Annotated in this window: 17 protein-coding genes and 1 other RNA gene; 15 read left to right on the forward strand and 3 right to left on the reverse strand. The window is 60.2% G+C overall.

The features are described from left to right. Positions 1-99: 99 nt before the first annotated feature. Positions 100-795: a GNAT family N-acetyltransferase gene (locus tag V5B39_RS04270; RefSeq protein ID WP_332341684.1), complete on the reverse strand. Its 696-nt coding sequence runs from the start codon at positions 793-795 to the stop codon at positions 100-102. 298 nt (positions 796-1,093) lie between these two features. Between V5B39_RS04270 and V5B39_RS04275 the strand changes: the two genes are divergently transcribed. The 14 genes from V5B39_RS04275 (at position 1,094) to V5B39_RS04340 (ending at position 11,876) form a co-directional block, all read left to right on the forward strand. Continuing rightward, positions 1,094-1,567, forward strand: coding sequence for a 4Fe-4S dicluster domain-containing protein (locus V5B39_RS04275; protein WP_332341685.1), 474 nt, complete (start codon positions 1,094-1,096; stop codon positions 1,565-1,567). 12 nt (positions 1,568-1,579) lie between these two features. Then, positions 1,580-3,427 carry an aldehyde ferredoxin oxidoreductase family protein gene (locus tag V5B39_RS04280; RefSeq protein ID WP_332341686.1) on the forward strand — a complete coding sequence of 616 codons (1,848 nt, stop codon included), beginning with the start codon at positions 1,580-1,582 and terminating at the stop codon, positions 3,425-3,427. A 1-nt stretch (position 3,428) separates the two neighbouring features. Continuing rightward, positions 3,429-4,679 (forward strand): NAD(P)/FAD-dependent oxidoreductase, encoded by a 1,251-nt coding sequence (locus V5B39_RS04285; protein ID WP_332341687.1) that lies wholly within the window; start codon positions 3,429-3,431, stop codon positions 4,677-4,679. Next, the gene (thiS, locus tag V5B39_RS04290; RefSeq protein WP_332341688.1) at positions 4,679-4,933 is read left to right on the forward strand and encodes a sulfur carrier protein ThiS; all 255 of its coding nucleotides are present in this window, start codon (positions 4,679-4,681) and stop codon (positions 4,931-4,933) included. Before V5B39_RS04285 ends, thiS begins: the two co-directional genes overlap by 1 nt. Positions 4,934-4,936: 3 nt before the next feature. Further along, the gene (locus V5B39_RS04295) at positions 4,937-5,212 is read left to right on the forward strand and encodes a hypothetical protein (RefSeq protein WP_332341689.1); all 276 of its coding nucleotides are present in this window, start codon (positions 4,937-4,939) and stop codon (positions 5,210-5,212) included. An 18-nt stretch (positions 5,213-5,230) separates the two neighbouring features. Further along, positions 5,231-5,329: signal recognition particle sRNA small type (gene ffs, locus V5B39_RS04300), an RNA gene on the forward strand. Positions 5,330-5,433: 104 nt separating this feature from the next. Then, entirely contained in the window at positions 5,434-7,005 is a 1,572-nt protein-coding gene (dnaX, locus tag V5B39_RS04305; RefSeq protein WP_332341690.1) for a DNA polymerase III subunit gamma/tau, read from the forward strand. A gap of 23 nt (positions 7,006-7,028) precedes the next feature. Beyond that, on the forward strand, positions 7,029-7,352 hold the full coding sequence (locus tag V5B39_RS04310; protein ID WP_332341691.1) for a YbaB/EbfC family nucleoid-associated protein: 324 nt from the start codon (positions 7,029-7,031) through the stop codon (positions 7,350-7,352). Next, complete coding sequence (recR, locus tag V5B39_RS04315; protein WP_332341692.1) at positions 7,352-7,954, forward strand: recombination mediator RecR; 603 nt, start codon at positions 7,352-7,354, stop codon at positions 7,952-7,954. The genes V5B39_RS04310 and recR overlap by 1 nt, the downstream gene beginning before the upstream one ends. A gap of 100 nt (positions 7,955-8,054) precedes the next feature. Next, a complete protein-coding gene (gene petA / locus V5B39_RS04320) occupies positions 8,055-8,651 on the forward strand; it encodes a ubiquinol-cytochrome c reductase iron-sulfur subunit (RefSeq protein WP_332341693.1) in 597 nt (198 codons plus the stop codon). Between the two features lie 3 nt (positions 8,652-8,654). Next, positions 8,655-9,974: a cytochrome b gene (locus V5B39_RS04325; RefSeq protein WP_332341694.1), complete on the forward strand. Its 1,320-nt coding sequence runs from the start codon at positions 8,655-8,657 to the stop codon at positions 9,972-9,974. Positions 9,975-9,987: 13 nt separating this feature from the next. Next, the gene (locus V5B39_RS04330) at positions 9,988-10,698 is read left to right on the forward strand and encodes a cytochrome c1 (RefSeq protein WP_332341695.1); all 711 of its coding nucleotides are present in this window, start codon (positions 9,988-9,990) and stop codon (positions 10,696-10,698) included. Positions 10,699-10,793: 95 nt separating this feature from the next. Next, positions 10,794-11,390: a glutathione S-transferase N-terminal domain-containing protein gene (locus V5B39_RS04335; protein ID WP_332341696.1), complete on the forward strand. Its 597-nt coding sequence runs from the start codon at positions 10,794-10,796 to the stop codon at positions 11,388-11,390. A gap of 69 nt (positions 11,391-11,459) precedes the next feature. Then, positions 11,460-11,876 (forward strand): ClpXP protease specificity-enhancing factor, encoded by a 417-nt coding sequence (locus V5B39_RS04340; RefSeq protein ID WP_332341697.1) that lies wholly within the window; start codon positions 11,460-11,462, stop codon positions 11,874-11,876. 142 nt (positions 11,877-12,018) lie between these two features. Here the strand turns inward: V5B39_RS04340 and V5B39_RS04345 are convergent, their stop codons facing one another. Next, positions 12,019-12,549, reverse strand: coding sequence for a DUF2062 domain-containing protein (locus tag V5B39_RS04345; RefSeq protein ID WP_332341698.1), 531 nt, complete (start codon positions 12,547-12,549; stop codon positions 12,019-12,021). Between the two features lie 62 nt (positions 12,550-12,611). Continuing rightward, positions 12,612-13,868 carry a glutamate-5-semialdehyde dehydrogenase gene (locus V5B39_RS04350; RefSeq protein ID WP_332341699.1) on the reverse strand — a complete coding sequence of 419 codons (1,257 nt, stop codon included), beginning with the start codon at positions 13,866-13,868 and terminating at the stop codon, positions 12,612-12,614. Positions 13,869-14,090: 222 nt separating this feature from the next. On the opposite strand from V5B39_RS04350, the gene chrA reads away from it, so the two are divergent. Beyond that, positions 14,091-15,296: a chromate efflux transporter gene (gene chrA, locus V5B39_RS04355; protein WP_332341700.1), complete on the forward strand. Its 1,206-nt coding sequence runs from the start codon at positions 14,091-14,093 to the stop codon at positions 15,294-15,296. Positions 15,297-15,331: the final 35 nt, after the last annotated feature.

The raw sequence follows: 15,331 nt of genomic DNA on the forward strand, positions 1-15,331 counted from the left end.
ACAAAACTAATATGGTTATCACAACGGCGCAATCCCGATCAAGCGATGCGTTACCCATGGCCGAACGCGCAGGAATACCACCTGCTTCATCACGGTGACTCAGGGCCTTGATCGTAGCGAGACATGCACACTGGGGCGACCAGCACCATTCCAGCTGAAGTTGACGAATGGTTTGCAGGACATCAGAGCCACCTGCAGCGATCCGATGCAAATGAAAGTCAAGGTTTCAAGCACACTGATGCCCAGGCGTCGATGGGACTGAAGGGACTGCCGGTTGAACGCCGATATCCGCGAACAACTCCAGTCCACCCCCAGGGCTGCCAGACGCTCGTTTGCCGCATCCCAAAGGCGCGCAAAGGTTCTTCCCATTCTGAAACGCGGTTCGACGTGCACATCGTAATCCCAGACAGTCGAGTCTGGTTCACTCAGGATGAAACGGCAATGAACCTCATCCTCCTCGTAATGGTCTCGGGCATACCACAGAAAGCCGGCGAAGACTCCCTTGTTAACCGCCGCCAGGCAGACATGTCCCCTGGCGAAGCGCGATTTCAGAACTTCCGGTGGGCGTGGAAACGCCTCGACAATCGCCTCATGTGCTGCAATCTCGACCACCTTTTCCACTGCGGAGGGCCGGCAGACCGGGATGAACTCGCGGGAAACCGGTTGGGCGACGATATGGTAACGGATCAGGCGGCTACGTCCACCGCTGAGACCCTGCAGTACCCGGCCAAGAAGATAGAGCATCCCGTTGATGAAGCCCAGGTCGCCAATCGCCGATTTCAAAGAATTGAACATTTAACGCATTCCCCTTTTTCTGTTTTTGGTGTTCAAACCTTGCTCCTGACGGTCAGAGTTATTCAATCGACCCCTACTATAGAACGAAGGCTACGCTTTTGGCCGTGACGTATCTCCCACATCATCGCAAGAACATATTCGACGATCATGGATCGCTTATCCCGGCCTCACGTGCCAAATTGCTGCAGCGCAACTTTCATAAATGCCTGGCGTTGCCTATAGTGATCATTCCAGTCGCGGTCGGCGGTGCGACGTCATTCAACAGGATCATCGATCACTCAACGGAGGAGACGACGTCATGCAGAAGTCCTTGCACATCGATCCGGGCAAATGCACCGGTTGCTTGCAGTGCGAAATGGCCTGCTCTTACGAGCACACCGGGATCTTCAACCCGTCCAAATCGCGAATCAAGGTTTTCGACTTCCACCACGAAGGACGCAAGGTGCCCTATACCTGCACACAGTGCGCGGAAGCGTGGTGTCTCAATGCCTGTCCGGTCGAGGCGATCAAGATCGACCATGGCAGCGGCGCCAAGGTGGTCCTCGACGCAGTCTGCGTGGGCTGCAAGGTGTGCACGATTGCCTGTCCGTTCGGGACGATCAACTACAATCACGACTCGGGAAAGGTTCAGAAGTGTGACCTCTGTGGCGGTGATCCAGCCTGCGCCACGGCTTGCCCGACCGGCGCCATCACCTACATTGATGCGGACTGGACGGGTCTGCAACGGATGCGTCAGTGGGCACAGAAAACCGACAGTGCGGCACGCCTTTGAGGAGGAGCGATCATGGCTTGGACACGCAAGATTCTTCGCGTCAACCTGACCCAGGGAACCTGCAGCAGCGAACCGCTGAACATGACCTGGGCAGCACAATATCTTGGCCAGCGCGGGCTGGCCAGCAAATACCTGGTCAGCGAGATCGATCCGAAGGTCGACCCGCTGTCCCCGGACAACAAGCTGATCTACGCGACCGGCCCGCTGACCGGCACGATGGCGTCGACCGGCGGCCGCTATTCGGTGATTACCAAAGGCCCTCTGACCGGTGCGATTGCTTGCTCGAATTCGGGAGGCTATTTCGGAGCCGAGCTGAAATCGGCGGGCTGGGACATGGTCATCTTTGAGGGCAGGTCGCCGCAACCGGTCTATCTGCACATTGAGAACGAGCAGGCAACCCTGCTGCCTGCAAACGACCTGTGGGGAAAGACTGTCTGGGATACCGAAGGCACCCTCAAGAAACGTCATCAGGATTCGCTGCTGCGGGTATCGAGCATCGGCCGTGCCGGGGAAAATCAGGTCCTGTTCGCAGCGATCGTCAATGACCTGCACCGCGCCGCCGGCCGCTCCGGCGTCGGCGCAGTGATGGGGTCAAAGAATCTCAAGGCGGTCGCCGTGCGCGGCACGCTCGGCGTGGGCAATATCGCCGATCCCAAGGCTTTCATGGCGGCGGTGACTGCCGGCAAGAAGGTGCTGGCAGAGAACGCGGTCACTGGCCAGGGTCTGCCGACCTATGGCACGCAGGTGCTGATGAACGTCATCAACGAAATGGGCGCCTCGCCAACGCGCAACCACCGCGATGTGCAGTTCGAAGGGGCACGCAAGATTTCGGCGGAAGCGATGCACGAAAAACGCGCCACCGACGGCAGGACACATCTGGTCACCAATCAGGCCTGCTTTGGCTGCACCATCGCCTGCGGCCGGATCTCACGGATCGACGAGACGCACTTCTCGGTGCAGACCAAACCGGAATATTGGGGTGCCAACGGTGGCCTCGAATATGAGAGCGCCTGGGCACTGGGCAATGCCAATGGCGTCGACGATCTTGAGGCCCTGCAGTACGTCAACCTGCTGTGCAACGAAGACGGCATGGATCCGATCTCGTTCGGAGCGACGGTCGGTGCGGTCATGGAGCTTTACGAACTGGGTATCCTGACCAGGGACGAGATCGGCCTCGACGCACCCTTCGGCTCCGCCGCCGCCTTGTGCAGACTGGCAGAAATGACGGTGCGCGGCGAAGGATTCGGCAAGATCGTCGGGCAGGGATCGAAGCGTCTGTGTACCCAGTACGGCCGGCCGGAGTTGTCGATGACCGTCAAGGGACAGGAGTTTCCGGCCTACGACGGACGCGCACTGCAGGGCATGGGTCTGGCCTATGCGACCTCGAACCGCGGTGCCTGCCACCTGCGTGGCTACGTGGTTTCCAGCGAGGTATTCGGCATTCCGGTCAAGACCGACCCCAGGGACACCGACGGCAAACCTGAACTCCTGAAAGCCTTTCAGGATGCCACAGCGATCGTCGATTCGAGCGGTCTGTGCGTGTTCACCACCTTTGCGTGGACCCTGAACGATATTCAGCCTCAGATTCAGGCTGCTTGCCCGGGCGACTGGTCGCTCGAATCGCTGCTGGCGATGGGCGAGCGAATCTGGAACCTCGAACGCGACTTCAACCTGGCGGCGGGCCTCACCGGCCAGGACGATACCCTGCCGCCGCGCCTGCTCACCGAACCGTGCAAGACCGGTGCTTCGAAGGGCATGGTGGCCGAACTCGGGAAAATGCTGCCAGAGTATTACCGCCTGCGCGGCTGGACCCCGGACGGCGTCCCGACGACGGCTACGCGCGCGCGTCTGGGTCTCTGAGGTGACTCGCCACGTCATCATCGGCAACGGCCCGGCTGGGGTCGTTGCTGCCGAGACCCTGCGGCGTGCCGATGCAGAGGCCGGAATTACACTGATTGGCGATGAAGCCGGGCCACCGTATTCCCGGATGGCGATTCCCTACCTGCTGATGGGAAAGATTGACGAAGCGGGCACCTATCTGCGCAAGGATGCGGATCATTTCGAACGTTTGCGTATCCGCATGCTGCTTGGCCGGGTGGCTGCCATCAATAGCGGCGCACGCACGCTCCGACTGGCTGATGGTGGCATCCTTCCCTACGACCGCCTGCTGATCGCCAGCGGCGCGCAGCCGGTTCGCCCGCCGGTTCCCGGTATCGATCTGCCGAAGGTCTTGTCATGCTGGACACTGGCCGATGCACGGGCAATCGTCGCCGGCATCGGCCGGGGCGTGCGTGTGCTGCAGATGGGTGCCGGTTTCATCGGCTGCATCATCATGGAGTCGCTGGCAGCACGCGGCCCGCAGCTGACGGTCGTCGAGATGGGCGACCGGATGGTGCCGCGGATGCTCGATGCCGTGGCCGGGGCAATGCTTCGCCGCTGGTGCGAGGCGCGGGGGGTGCGCGTCCTGACCGGCCGGCGGGTGGTGGCGATTTCGTCGGCGGGCGAAGCGCTGCTGGTCAGGCTCGACGATGGCCAGACGCTGGAGGTCGACGTGCTGATCAGTGCGACGGGGGTCAAGCCGAACATCGCATTCCTCGATGGCAGCGGTGTCGCAGTCAATGCCGGGGTGCTCGTCGACACGACGCTGCAGACCAGCATCGCCGGTATTTACGCGGCCGGCGACGTCGCGGAAGCGGTTGAGTTCGGTACCGGCCTGCGCGTTGTCAATGCCATCCAGCCCGATGCCGTCGAGCAGGCTCGGATCGCGGCACTGAACATGGCTGGTCAGTCGGCAACCTTGCCGGGCACCTTTGTGTTCAACATTCTCGACACCCTGGGGCTGATTTCCGCGTCCTTTGGTCAATGGCAGGGCATTGCCGGTGGGGAAACCGCGCAACTTCTCGACGAAACCCGGTTTCGTTACCTGCGCCTGGCGTTTGACGGTGATCGGCTGGTCGGCGCCAATTGCATCGGCCATACCGAGCACATCGGGGTACTGCGTGGACTGATTCAGGGACAGGTGCGTCTCGGAGAATGGAAAGATCGTCTGCTTGCCAACCCCCTGCAACTCAGCGAAGCCTATCTCGCCAGGGGGTTGGCCATCGCGCACTGATGGAAATCACCTTGAAGCTGTTCGCTTCGCTTTCCGATTACCTGCCCGCGACGGCCCGGCGGACCAATGCCCTGTCGCTCGACGTTGCCGACGGGTGCAGCGTCGCCTCGGTCATTGATGCTTGGGCGTTGCCGCCGCGCCTGGTGCATCTGGTCCTGGTCAATGGCGAATTCATCCCGCCGCAGTTACGCGCCGAGCGCTGCCTGGCGCCGGGTGACGCGCTGGCGATCTGGCCGCCGATTGCCGGCGGCTAAGCCGTGACCCATTTCACGATGACCTTGACGCTTCGTGAATTCGAGCGCCAATTGCAGCCGCTGTTGAACAGCTGGACAGCCGAGCCGCAAGCGCAGGGTTGGCACCTCAGGCGTCCAGAGCGCAGCGTAGTCATCTCCTGCCGGCAGCGGCCGGCGCTGCGGCTTGGCGTCCTGCTGTTGCCGCGTCTCGACGTGTCAATTGCCTGCAGCGGCAACGCCGACCAGGAAGCCGATTTCATCGAAGAGTTCCTGCGCTATTTCCGGCGCAGCGGCGGCTGATGTGATAGCATTCCCAGTGGCGGGTCTCCCCGCATCGCAGGATGGTGAACCTGGTCAGGTCCGGAAGGAAGCAGCCACAGCCGTCTGATGTGAGTGCCGGGGGCAAGGCTCGCCACCCTCCATCCCCTTCTGCCGCCGACCTTTGCCCAGATTTGCCTCGAACCCACTGCGGTCAACAACTTCAGTGGGTCCGGTGACGCCATCTGCTAGAATCCCCGCCCATGAGTTACCAAGTCTTGGCGCGCAAATGGCGCCCGCGAACGTTTGCCAGCCTGGTCGGGCAGGAACACGTTGTCCGGGCATTGACGCATGCGCTGACCGAAAAACGTCTGCATCATGCCTATCTGTTCACCGGTACGCGCGGGGTCGGAAAAACCACGCTGGCGCGCATTCTTGCCAAAGCGCTGAATTGCGAAAGCGGTGTTACGGCAACTCCCTGCGGCGTTTGTTCTGCCTGTCGGGAAATCGACTCCGGGCGTTTCGTCGATCTGCTCGAAGTGGACGCGGCGACCAATACCAAGGTCGACGAAATGCGGCAACTTCTCGAGAACGCAGTCTATGCGCCAACGCGTGGCCGCTTCAAGGTCTATGTGATCGACGAAGTCCACATGCTCTCGAACTCGGCCTTCAACGCCATGCTGAAGACCCTCGAAGAACCTCCGGAGCACGTCAAATTCATTCTTGCAACCACCGATCCGCAGAAGATTCCGGTAACCGTGCTGTCACGCTGCCTGCAGTTCAACCTCAAGCAGATGACACCGCCGCTAATTGCTGGCCACCTCAAACACATTCTCGAAGTCGAGGCGATCAGCGCCGAAGCAACTGCCCTGCAACTGCTTGCGCGCTCGGCAGCAGGCAGCATGCGCGATGCACTGTCGCTGCTCGACCAGGCGATTGCGCATGGTTCGGGCAAGATCGAGGAAGCGCAGGTGCGTGAGATGCTCGGTGCGGTCGATCTTGACCACCTGTTCTCGATTGCCGACGCACTGCTTGCCGGAGATGCAGCAGCCATGCTCCAGGTGGCCGATGACATGGCCACGCGCAGCCTGTCCTTTGACGCAGCACTGCAGGAGATGGCCAGCCTGTTCACCCGTTTGCAGATTGCCCAGCTCGCCCCTCAGGCGATCGCTGACGATTTGCCGGAGCGTCCGCGCCTGCTCGAAATCGCGGCCAGGCTCGATCCGGAGTTCGTTCAGCTCGCTTACCAGATTGCCGTGCATGGCCGTCAGGAATTACCCTTGGCTCCTGATGAACAGGCCGGTTTCATCATGACGCTGCTGCGTCTGTATGCTTTTCGTCCTGCGTTCGACGATGAATCTGGCGGAAGACGGCGAGGTCCCGAGCCTGCTGGTCGCCTGCTGGTGGTGCCCTCGACGCAGGCGCCGGCGCCAACCGTAGCGCCTGCAGAAGCTGGTGCCGGGGCCGATTGGCATGACATTCTCGCCGCCCTCAAACTTGGCGGCATGGCACGGGAACTGGCACAGCACTGTGAATTGCGCGAACTGGGGAAGGCGCGGATGGTCCTCAGTCTTTCTCCGACGCACCGCCATGTGCTGATAAAACCCGCACAGGACAAGCTGCAGCAATCGCTTGCCGAGCATTTCGGCCGTCCGTTGCAACTGGCGATCGAACTTAAAGAAGGCTCGGGAGATACGCCCGCCGCTGCCGCACAACGCGACCACCGTGAACGCATGGATCGCGCCATCGCTTCGGTCGAGCAGGATGGCTTCGTGCGGCAGGTCATCGAGACATTCGACGCCACCCTGATCGAATCTTCCATTAAACCCATTTAATCGTTCACCGCGAGGCAAGCAAAATGATGAAAGGCGGAATCGCCGGCCTGATGAAACAGGCTCAGCAGATGCAGGAAAACATGAAGAAAGCCCAGGAAGAGCTCGCGCAGCTCGAAGTCGAGGGGCAATCCGGTGCCGGCATGGTCAAGGTGCTGATGACTGGTAGCCATAATGTGAGAAGGGTTACAATCGACCCTTCGGTGATGGACGACCGGGAGATGCTCGAGGATCTCGTTGCCGCCGCTTTGAACGACGCCATGCGGCGCGCCGAGGAAGCTTCCCAGCAACGGATGGCCGGTTTTTCTGCGGGACTCAATCTGCCACCCGGGTTCAAAATGCCGTTCTGATGAATACCCCGTCGAGCCTCGAATCATTGATCGAGGCTTTGCGCTGCCTGCCGGGTGTGGGTCCAAAATCGGCACAGCGCATGGCTTACCACCTGCTGCAGCACAATCGCACCGGTGCCCAGCGTCTGGCTGACTCGCTGCAACGGGCTCTCGGTGCACTCCGTCATTGCCAGCGCTGCAACACCTTTACCGAGTCCGTAATCTGCGCCCGCTGCCTCTCGCACAAGCGTGACCCCAACCTGCTCTGCGTCGTTGAAACACCGGTGGACATGAACATGCTCGAGCAGACGCACGCCTATTCGGGCTTGTACTACGTGTTGATGGGTCGCGTTTCACCGCTCGATGGCATCGGTCCTGGCGAGTTGCACCTCGAGCGCTTGCTGGCTCGTGCCTGCGATGGTGTGGTGCGGGAAGTGATCATCGCCACCAATTACACCAATGAAGGGGAAGCAACTGCGCACTACCTCTCCGAATTGCTCAAAAGTCGTGGCATCAGCGTATCGCGCATCGCACGCGGTGTGCCGGTCGGCGGCGAACTCGAATATGTCGATGCAGGAACCCTGGCGCAGGCCCTGCGTGAGCGTCGACCGCTTGCTGGTTAAGCGTTTGAGGCGTTTTGCGATTCAATTCGAACTGGATTCGACGTATAATGCGGCGGTTTAGTTCGTACCAACTTTTCATTACGTTCTAGGGATCAGCGCTATGAGCAATGAGAGCAAAGTGGACTGCGGAAGGCGGCGACTGGTCGTCGCCACTGCTGCGGTCGGCGGGGTGGGGGCGTTAGCCGCGCTCGTACCTTTCCTGTCCAGCATGCTGCCATCCGAGCGTGCCAAAGCGGCCGGCGCGCCGGTCGAAGTCGACATTGGCAGCCTTGAACCTGGCCAGATGATCACCGTTGAATGGCGAGGCAAACCGGTGTGGATCTTCAATCGCAACCCGTCGATGCTCGAAACGCTGCCCAAACTCAATGACTCGGTGGCCGATCCGAAGTCCGAGAAGAATATGCAGCCAGCTTATTGCAAGAACGAGACGCGCTCAATCAAGCCGGAAATCCTGGTGGCGGTGGGCATCTGCACGCATCTGGGCTGCTCCCCCTCGAACAAGTTCAAGAAGGGTACCGACGAAGGCATGGACAGCAGTTGGCTGGGCGGTTTCCTGTGTCCCTGCCACGGTTCCACTTTCGACTTCGCTGGCCGTGTCTTCAAGAGCAAGCCGGCACCGGACAATCTGGAAGTGCCGCCGCACATGTACCTGTCCGACAAGCGGATTCTCATCGGCGAAGACAAGAAGGGGGCTTAAGCAATGGCATCGAATACCAATTTCGAAAAGTACAAGTCCGATGGTTCCCTGCAGGGAAATCTGCTTGAGTGGTTTGATGCCCGTTTCCCGGCCACCTCGATGTGGCGCGGGCACCTCTCCGAGTACTATGCGCCGAAGAATTTCAACTTCTGGTACTTCTTCGGCTCACTGGCGATGATGGTGCTGGTCATCCAGATCCTGACCGGCATCTTCCTGGTGATGCACTACAAGCCCGACGCCTCGCTCAACGCCAATGGCATTCCGGTGGCTTTTGCCAGTGTCGAATACATCATGCGCGATGTGCCCTGGGGCTGGCTAATTCGCTACATGCACTCGACCGGCGCTTCGGCGTTCTTCATCGTCGTGTACCTGCACATGTTCCGTGGCATGCTGTACGGCTCGTACCGGCAGCCACGCGAGCTGATCTGGGTCTTTGGTACGCTGCTCTTCCTGTGTTTGATGGCCGAGGCTTTCATGGGCTATCTGCTGCCCTGGGGACAGATGTCCTTCTGGGGTGCGCAGGTGATCGTCAACCTGTTTTCCGCCATTCCGCTGATCGGTGAACCGCTGTCGATCTGGATTCGTGGCGACTTTGTCGTCGGCGATGCCACGCTCAACCGCTTTTTCTCGTTTCACGTCATCGCTGTGCCGCTGGTGTTGCTTGGCCTCGTCGCCGCGCATATCCTGGCACTGCACGAAGTCGGTTCGAACAATCCGGACGGCGTCGAGATCAAGAAGCGCAAGGACGTTCACGGCAATCCGCTCGACGGCATTCCCTTTCACCCGTACTACACGGTCAAGGACATTGTCGGCGTAGTGGTGTTCCTGATGGTCTTCTCGATCATCGTTTTCTTCGCTCCCGAAGGCGGCGGATACCTCCTTGAGTACAACAACTTTCTGCCGGCCGATCCACTCAAGACCCCGCCACACATCGCGCCGGTCTGGTATTTCACCCCCTACTACTCGCTGCTGCGCGCCATGGTCTGGCCGCTGTTCGGAATCGACGCCAAGTTCTGGGGGGTGGTGGCGATGGGTGCCGGTGTCGTCATTCTTGCCTTCCTGCCCTGGCTTGATCGTAGTCCGGTCAAGTCGATCCGCTACCGCGGCCCGATCTTCAAGACCCTGCTGACCTTGTTCGTGATCTCTTTCGCGATCCTGGGTTTCCTCGGCACGAAGCCGCCGTCCTACGCTTTCTTCGGCGTCATCCCCGGTGCACCTGTGGCGCAGGTGCTCAGCGCTTTCTACTTTCTCTATTTTTTGACCATGCCCTGGTGGTCAAGGATCGACAAGTACAAGCCGGAACCCGATCGCGTGACGATGTAAAGGACTGCACAAAATGAAAAAACTGCTTATGGCATTGCTCTTTACCCCGATCATCGCCCTCGCCAGCGGCGCTAGCGTACATCTTGACAAGGCACCGGACGTGCAGGGCGACAAGGCTGCCCTGCAAAGCGGCGCGCGGACTTTCGTGAACTATTGCCTGAATTGCCACGGCACAAGTTTTGTCCGCTATAACCGCCTGACCGATCTCGGTCTCACCGAGCAGCAAGTCAAGGAAAACCTGATGTTTACTGCAGTCAAGACCGGCGAGACGATGCGCATTGCCGCTCGCCCCGATGAGCAGAAAGTATGGTTCGGCGCAGCACCTCCGGATCTCTCGCTGGTGGCACGCGCACGCGCGTCAGAAGATGGCAGCGGTGCCGACTGGCTGTACACCTATCTGCGTTCTTTCTATGTTGACGAAGCCCGCCCGACCGGCTGGAACAACACCCTGTTCGCCAATGTCGGTATGCCGCACGTCCTGTGGCAATTGCAGGGTCAGCAGGTGCTGAACAAGGAACACCACCTGGAACTGGCTGTGCCCGGCACGCTGACCCCTGCCGAGTATGACAAGCAGGTCGCCGATCTGGTGGGTTTCCTGGTCTGGATTGCCGAGCCTGATGCCGGGTTCCGCAGGAAGATCGGTTTCGGCGTTCTGGCCTTTCTGGTGGTGCTTTTCGCCTTCGCCTATCCGCTGAAGAAAGCGTACTGGAAAGACGTCAAGTAGCAGCAGCGCCGGGGTTTCACCGCGGCATCGCCGGCGAGGGCGCGACAAACGCCCGTAGCCACCGCGATGCCGATTCGTTTTTGAGGGTATTGATCATGATGAATCTCTATTCGGGAACCACCTGCCCGTTCAGTCACCGCTGCCGTATCGTCCTTTATGAGAAAGGGATGGATTTCCAGGTAATCGATGTCGATCTTTTCGCCAAGGCTGAAGAAATTGCCATCATCAACCCTTACGGGCGGGTGCCGGTACTCGTAGAACGCGACCTCATCCTCTACGAACCGAACATCATCAATGAGTACATTGACGAGCGCTTTCCGCATCCGCAGCTGATGCCGGCCGATCCGATCATGCGCGCGCGCGCGCGCCAGCTCCTGATCACCATGGAGCGAGAGGTCTTCGCCTACATCGAGCCACTCGAAAAGAACAACAAGGCTGCCGAACGCTCGCGCCAGCAGATTCGTGATCGCCTGACCGAAATGGCCCCGGTGTTCGTCAAGCAAAAGCACATGCTCGGCGAAGACTTCTCGATGCTCGATGTCGCCATTGCGCCACTACTGTGGCGGCTCGACCATTACGGCATCGAGCTGTCGAAGGTGGCAGCACCATTGATGAAGTACGGCGAACGGATTTTCAGCCGTCAGGGCTTCATCGATGCGCTGACGCCCTCCGAAAAAGCGATGCGCAAATAGCCGCCGGCGATGACTTGCACAAGCATCTCCCGGCTTGCCTGCCCCAACACCCCTTGAGGGAGTGTGAACGTGGACCTGCCGTCGACCAAACCCTACCTGATCCGCGCCATCCACCAATGGTGTTGTGACAACGGTTTCACCCCCTATCTGGTCGTTGCCGTCGATGCTCGCACACGCGTACCGCGCGAGCATGTCCGCGACGGCCAGATCGTCCTTAATGTTGGCTATGATGCCACCGCCCATCTCAGCATGGGTAACGACAGCATCTCATTCCAGGCTCGTTTTAGTGGCGTGGCTCGCGACATCGCGATTCCGATTGGCAACGTATCCGCGATCTACGCCCGTGAAAATGGCGCTGGCATGGCTTTCGAACCCGAAGACGAAACCGCTTCCGAAGATACAGCCGGCAGCGAGCCCGACCAGGATAGCCCACCGGATCCGCCTCCGCCGCCAGTCAGCCGTGCCCGATTGCAGCGCGTCAAGTAAGCGACGCTTGGCCTTGGCCGATGCCGGGTTTTCCGATTATCCAGCACCGCGATGCACTCCTCGATCGGCGGGTGGCTGGAGCCATCCAGCCAGAGCAACCGTTGATGCCGCTAGGACGACGTTCTGCGACAGTTCGCCGGCATTACTGTTGCGATCGCCAACGCCGGGCATTGATCAGATACGCTCGCCAGACAGCCTGGGTCGTCAGATAGCCAAGCACAGCCAGGCCGGTAGCAAGAGACAACAGGCCAATCGCCAGTGGTTTGGCGACCGCAAGCATCCACATTTGCATCGCTGAGGTCCAGCCTGAGAAATCGCTGACCGAAAAGTCCGGCGGCGAAACGAAACTGCTGCTGTCGCCAGTCAGCAGCCTGCCGAGTTGATAGGCGACCAAGTACAGAGGAACGATGGTGAAGGGGTTGCTGTAGAGCGTGACAAGCAATGCGAGCGGCAGGTTGACACGGAAGATCAGCGCCGCGATCGCCGCGCCAGGCATCTGCAGCGGCCCGGGAATCAGTCCGCAGAATAGCCCCGCCGCGACCGCACCCGCAGCCGAATGACGGTTGAGATGCCACAGGCTCGGGTGCAGCAGGAAAGATTGGAACGGCCGCAACCAGCGATTGTTGCGAATCGAGTCGTGGTCAGGGAGGTGTTTTTTGAGCAGGCGGCGCATGACGCGAATTATCGCAACTAAGCGGGCGCACCAAGGCAATCGTTACACAGATGGCATGACCGTCAGGCGCGCACCTCGCCGTTACCGAGAACGATCCATTTTTGACTGGTCAAACCTTCCAGACCGACCGGGCCACGTGCATGAATCTTGTCGGTCGAGATGCCGATTTCGGCACCCAGCCCGTACTCGAAGCCATCCGCAAAACGCGTCGAGGCGTTCACCATCACCGAAGCCGAGTCGACTTCGCGCAGAAAGCGCATCGCCGACGTATAGTTCTCGGTGATGATGGCGTCGGTGTGATGCGAACCATAGCGATTGATGTGTTCGATCGCTTCATCGAGGCCGGCCACTACCTTGACCGAAATGATCGGCGCCAGAAACTCGCTGGCGTAATCTTCTTCGCTTGCCGCTCGCGCCTCCCTGACGCGGTCGACGGTTTCCGGGCAACCGCGAATCTCGACTCCTTTCTGCGTCAGCATCGCAGCGATCGGTGGCAGCAGGCCGGCAACGACCGAACGCGCCAGCAGCAGCGATTCGGCAGTATTGCAGGTGCCATAGCGCTGCGTCTTGGCATTCTCGACGATCTGCAACGCCTTTTCGGGGTCGGCGGCATCGTCAAGATACACATGGCAGTTGCCGTCGAGATGCTGGATCATCGGCACGCGGGCTTCGGCCAGCAGGCGCGAGATCAGTCCTTTGCCGCCGCGCGGAACGATCACGTCGACGAACTCGCGCATTCTGATCAGCTGTCCGACCGCGGCGCGGTCAGTGGTCTCGATCACCTGTACGGCATTGGCTGGCAAACCGGCGCTGGCGAGCCCTTCCTGTACCAGCATGGCGATCGCCTGGTTGCAGCGGATTGCTTCGGAACCGCCACGCAGGATCGAGGCGTTGCCGGACTTCAGACACAGGGCTGCGGCATCGGCGGTAACGTTCGGGCGGGCCTCGTAGATAATTCCGATCACCCCCAGCGGCACGCGCATGCGGCCGACCTGAATGCCACTGGGCCGAAACTTCAAATCACTGATTTCACCGACCGGGTCGGGCAAGGCGGCGACCTGTTCGACTCCCTCAGCCATCATCGCAACGCTTTTCGCCGACAGCGCCAGGCGATCGAGCAGGGCCGGTTCGAGGCCGGCAGCACGCGCTGCAGTCAGATCATCGTGATTGGCGGCAAGCAGCGTGTCACACTCGCGCCGAATCGCCGTGGCAATGCGGTAGAGTGCCATGTTCTTGGCCTCGCTGTCGGCACGTGCGATCAGCCGCGATGCAGCGCGGGCACGGTAGCCGACGGTCTGCATGTACTGCTCGATATCCATGAGACTTCTCTGTTGGTTGGAAGAATCGATTATAGCCACCGTCTGCGTGCATGCGTGTGATTTTGAGAAGGCAACTGTACTGACAGTCATGACCGTAGCCTGAATGTCGGCAAGGCCGCAGCTCCGATCAGAACGAGTTCCACCGTGGGTTCCCTGGTATCGTGTTCCGTTATCGAATCCCGATTATTATCTTCCAACACTGTTACAGATCAAGATGCGACCATGACCGATCCCCTCAAGACTGACCGCAGCCCTTGGGCTGTCTTTCTGATCTTCCTCCGACTGGGCCTGGCCTCTTTCGGCGGTCCGATTGCCCACCTGGGCTACTTCCGCGATGAATTTGTGACGCGGCGGCAGTGGCTGACCGAGCGCAGCTATGCTGATTTGGTTGCCCTCTGCCAGTTCCTGCCGGGGCCTGCCAGCAGTCAGGTCGGGATCGCGCTCGGGCTTTCCCTCTCCGGCTATGCCGGGGCGTTGGCTGCCTGGGCGGGCTTTACGCTGCCGTCAGCGATTGCCTTGATCCTGTTTGCACTGGGCATGGCCAGTTACGGGGATGCGATGCCGTCTGGCGTACTACACGGCTTGAAGGTGGTGGCCGTGGCGGTGGTCGCACAAGCGGTATGGGGGATGGCTCGTAATCTCTGTCCAGACGTACCGCGCATCACCATCATGGCGGCTGCGACCTGCTTTGTGCTTCTGGTGTCGTCTGCCTGGGGGCAGGTGGGGGTTATCGCCATTGCGGCGGTCATTGGCCTTTTGCTGTTCAAGCCTCAGCAGGAAGCAGCGCATGACTCTCTGCCGATTGCCATCCGGCGTCGCGTTGGCTTGTTCTGGCTGATGCTGTTCGTGGCCTTGTTGGTGGGGTTGCCGCTGCTGACGAACCTGTTCCCGAATCAGGCGCTGTCGATGGGGGATGCCTTCTACCGTGCCGGTTCACTGGTCTTTGGTGGTGGGCATGTCGTACTGCCGCTGCTGCAAGTCGAGGTCGTGCCGACTGGCTGGGTCAGCAACGACGCATTTCTGGCGGGCTACGGTGCCGCGCAGGCTGTCCCTGGCCCGCTTTTCACCTTTGCGGCGTTTCTCGGTGCTTCGATGAACGAGGCACCCTCCGGCTGGTTGGGTGGCCTGATCTGTTTGCTGGCAATCTTTGCGCCATCTTTCCTGCTGGTCGTGGGAGCCTTGCCATTCTGGGAGCACCTGCGTCGTAATACCCGCACGCAAGCAGCGCTATCGGGCATCAATGCGGCCGTGGTTGGCCTGCTGTTGGCGGCCCTCTATCAACCGGTATGGACAAGCGCGATTCACATGCCGCAAGACTTTGGCCTGGCACTTGTAGCACTGGTTGCCTTGATGTTCTGGAAGCTGCCGCCCTGGCTGGTTGTCGTCGGTAGTGGGGTTGCTGGCGGTCTGTTGGGCACGGTTCTGTGAGGTGCAAAGGATACTGGCCGCTGTGGTTGGCGACC

The organism is Accumulibacter sp. (genome assembly GCF_036625275.1).
GTDB lineage: Bacteria > Pseudomonadota > Gammaproteobacteria > Burkholderiales > Rhodocyclaceae > Accumulibacter.

Excerpts from the sequence above, each read along its gene's own strand:
- chrA (WP_332341700.1), top strand. The coding sequence starts at position 14,091 with ATGACCGATCCCCTCAAGACTGACCGCAGCCCTTGGGCTGTCTTTCTG.
- V5B39_RS04270 (WP_332341684.1), bottom strand. The coding sequence starts at position 795 with ATGTTCAATTCTTTGAAATCGGCGATTGGCGACCTGGGCTTCATCAAC.
- V5B39_RS04275 (WP_332341685.1), top strand. The coding sequence starts at position 1,094 with ATGCAGAAGTCCTTGCACATCGATCCGGGCAAATGCACCGGTTGCTTG.
- V5B39_RS04280 (WP_332341686.1), top strand. The coding sequence starts at position 1,580 with ATGGCTTGGACACGCAAGATTCTTCGCGTCAACCTGACCCAGGGAACC.
- V5B39_RS04350 (WP_332341699.1), bottom strand. The coding sequence starts at position 13,868 with ATGGATATCGAGCAGTACATGCAGACCGTCGGCTACCGTGCCCGCGCT.
- petA (WP_332341693.1), top strand. The coding sequence starts at position 8,055 with ATGAGCAATGAGAGCAAAGTGGACTGCGGAAGGCGGCGACTGGTCGTC.
- V5B39_RS04330 (WP_332341695.1), top strand. The coding sequence starts at position 9,988 with ATGAAAAAACTGCTTATGGCATTGCTCTTTACCCCGATCATCGCCCTC.
- thiS (WP_332341688.1), top strand. The coding sequence starts at position 4,679 with ATGGAAATCACCTTGAAGCTGTTCGCTTCGCTTTCCGATTACCTGCCC.
- V5B39_RS04325 (WP_332341694.1), top strand. The coding sequence starts at position 8,655 with ATGGCATCGAATACCAATTTCGAAAAGTACAAGTCCGATGGTTCCCTG.
- V5B39_RS04310 (WP_332341691.1), top strand. The coding sequence starts at position 7,029 with ATGATGAAAGGCGGAATCGCCGGCCTGATGAAACAGGCTCAGCAGATG.
- recR (WP_332341692.1), top strand. The coding sequence starts at position 7,352 with ATGAATACCCCGTCGAGCCTCGAATCATTGATCGAGGCTTTGCGCTGC.
- dnaX (WP_332341690.1), top strand. The coding sequence starts at position 5,434 with ATGAGTTACCAAGTCTTGGCGCGCAAATGGCGCCCGCGAACGTTTGCC.
- V5B39_RS04335 (WP_332341696.1), top strand. The coding sequence starts at position 10,794 with ATGATGAATCTCTATTCGGGAACCACCTGCCCGTTCAGTCACCGCTGC.
- V5B39_RS04345 (WP_332341698.1), bottom strand. The coding sequence starts at position 12,549 with ATGCGCCGCCTGCTCAAAAAACACCTCCCTGACCACGACTCGATTCGC.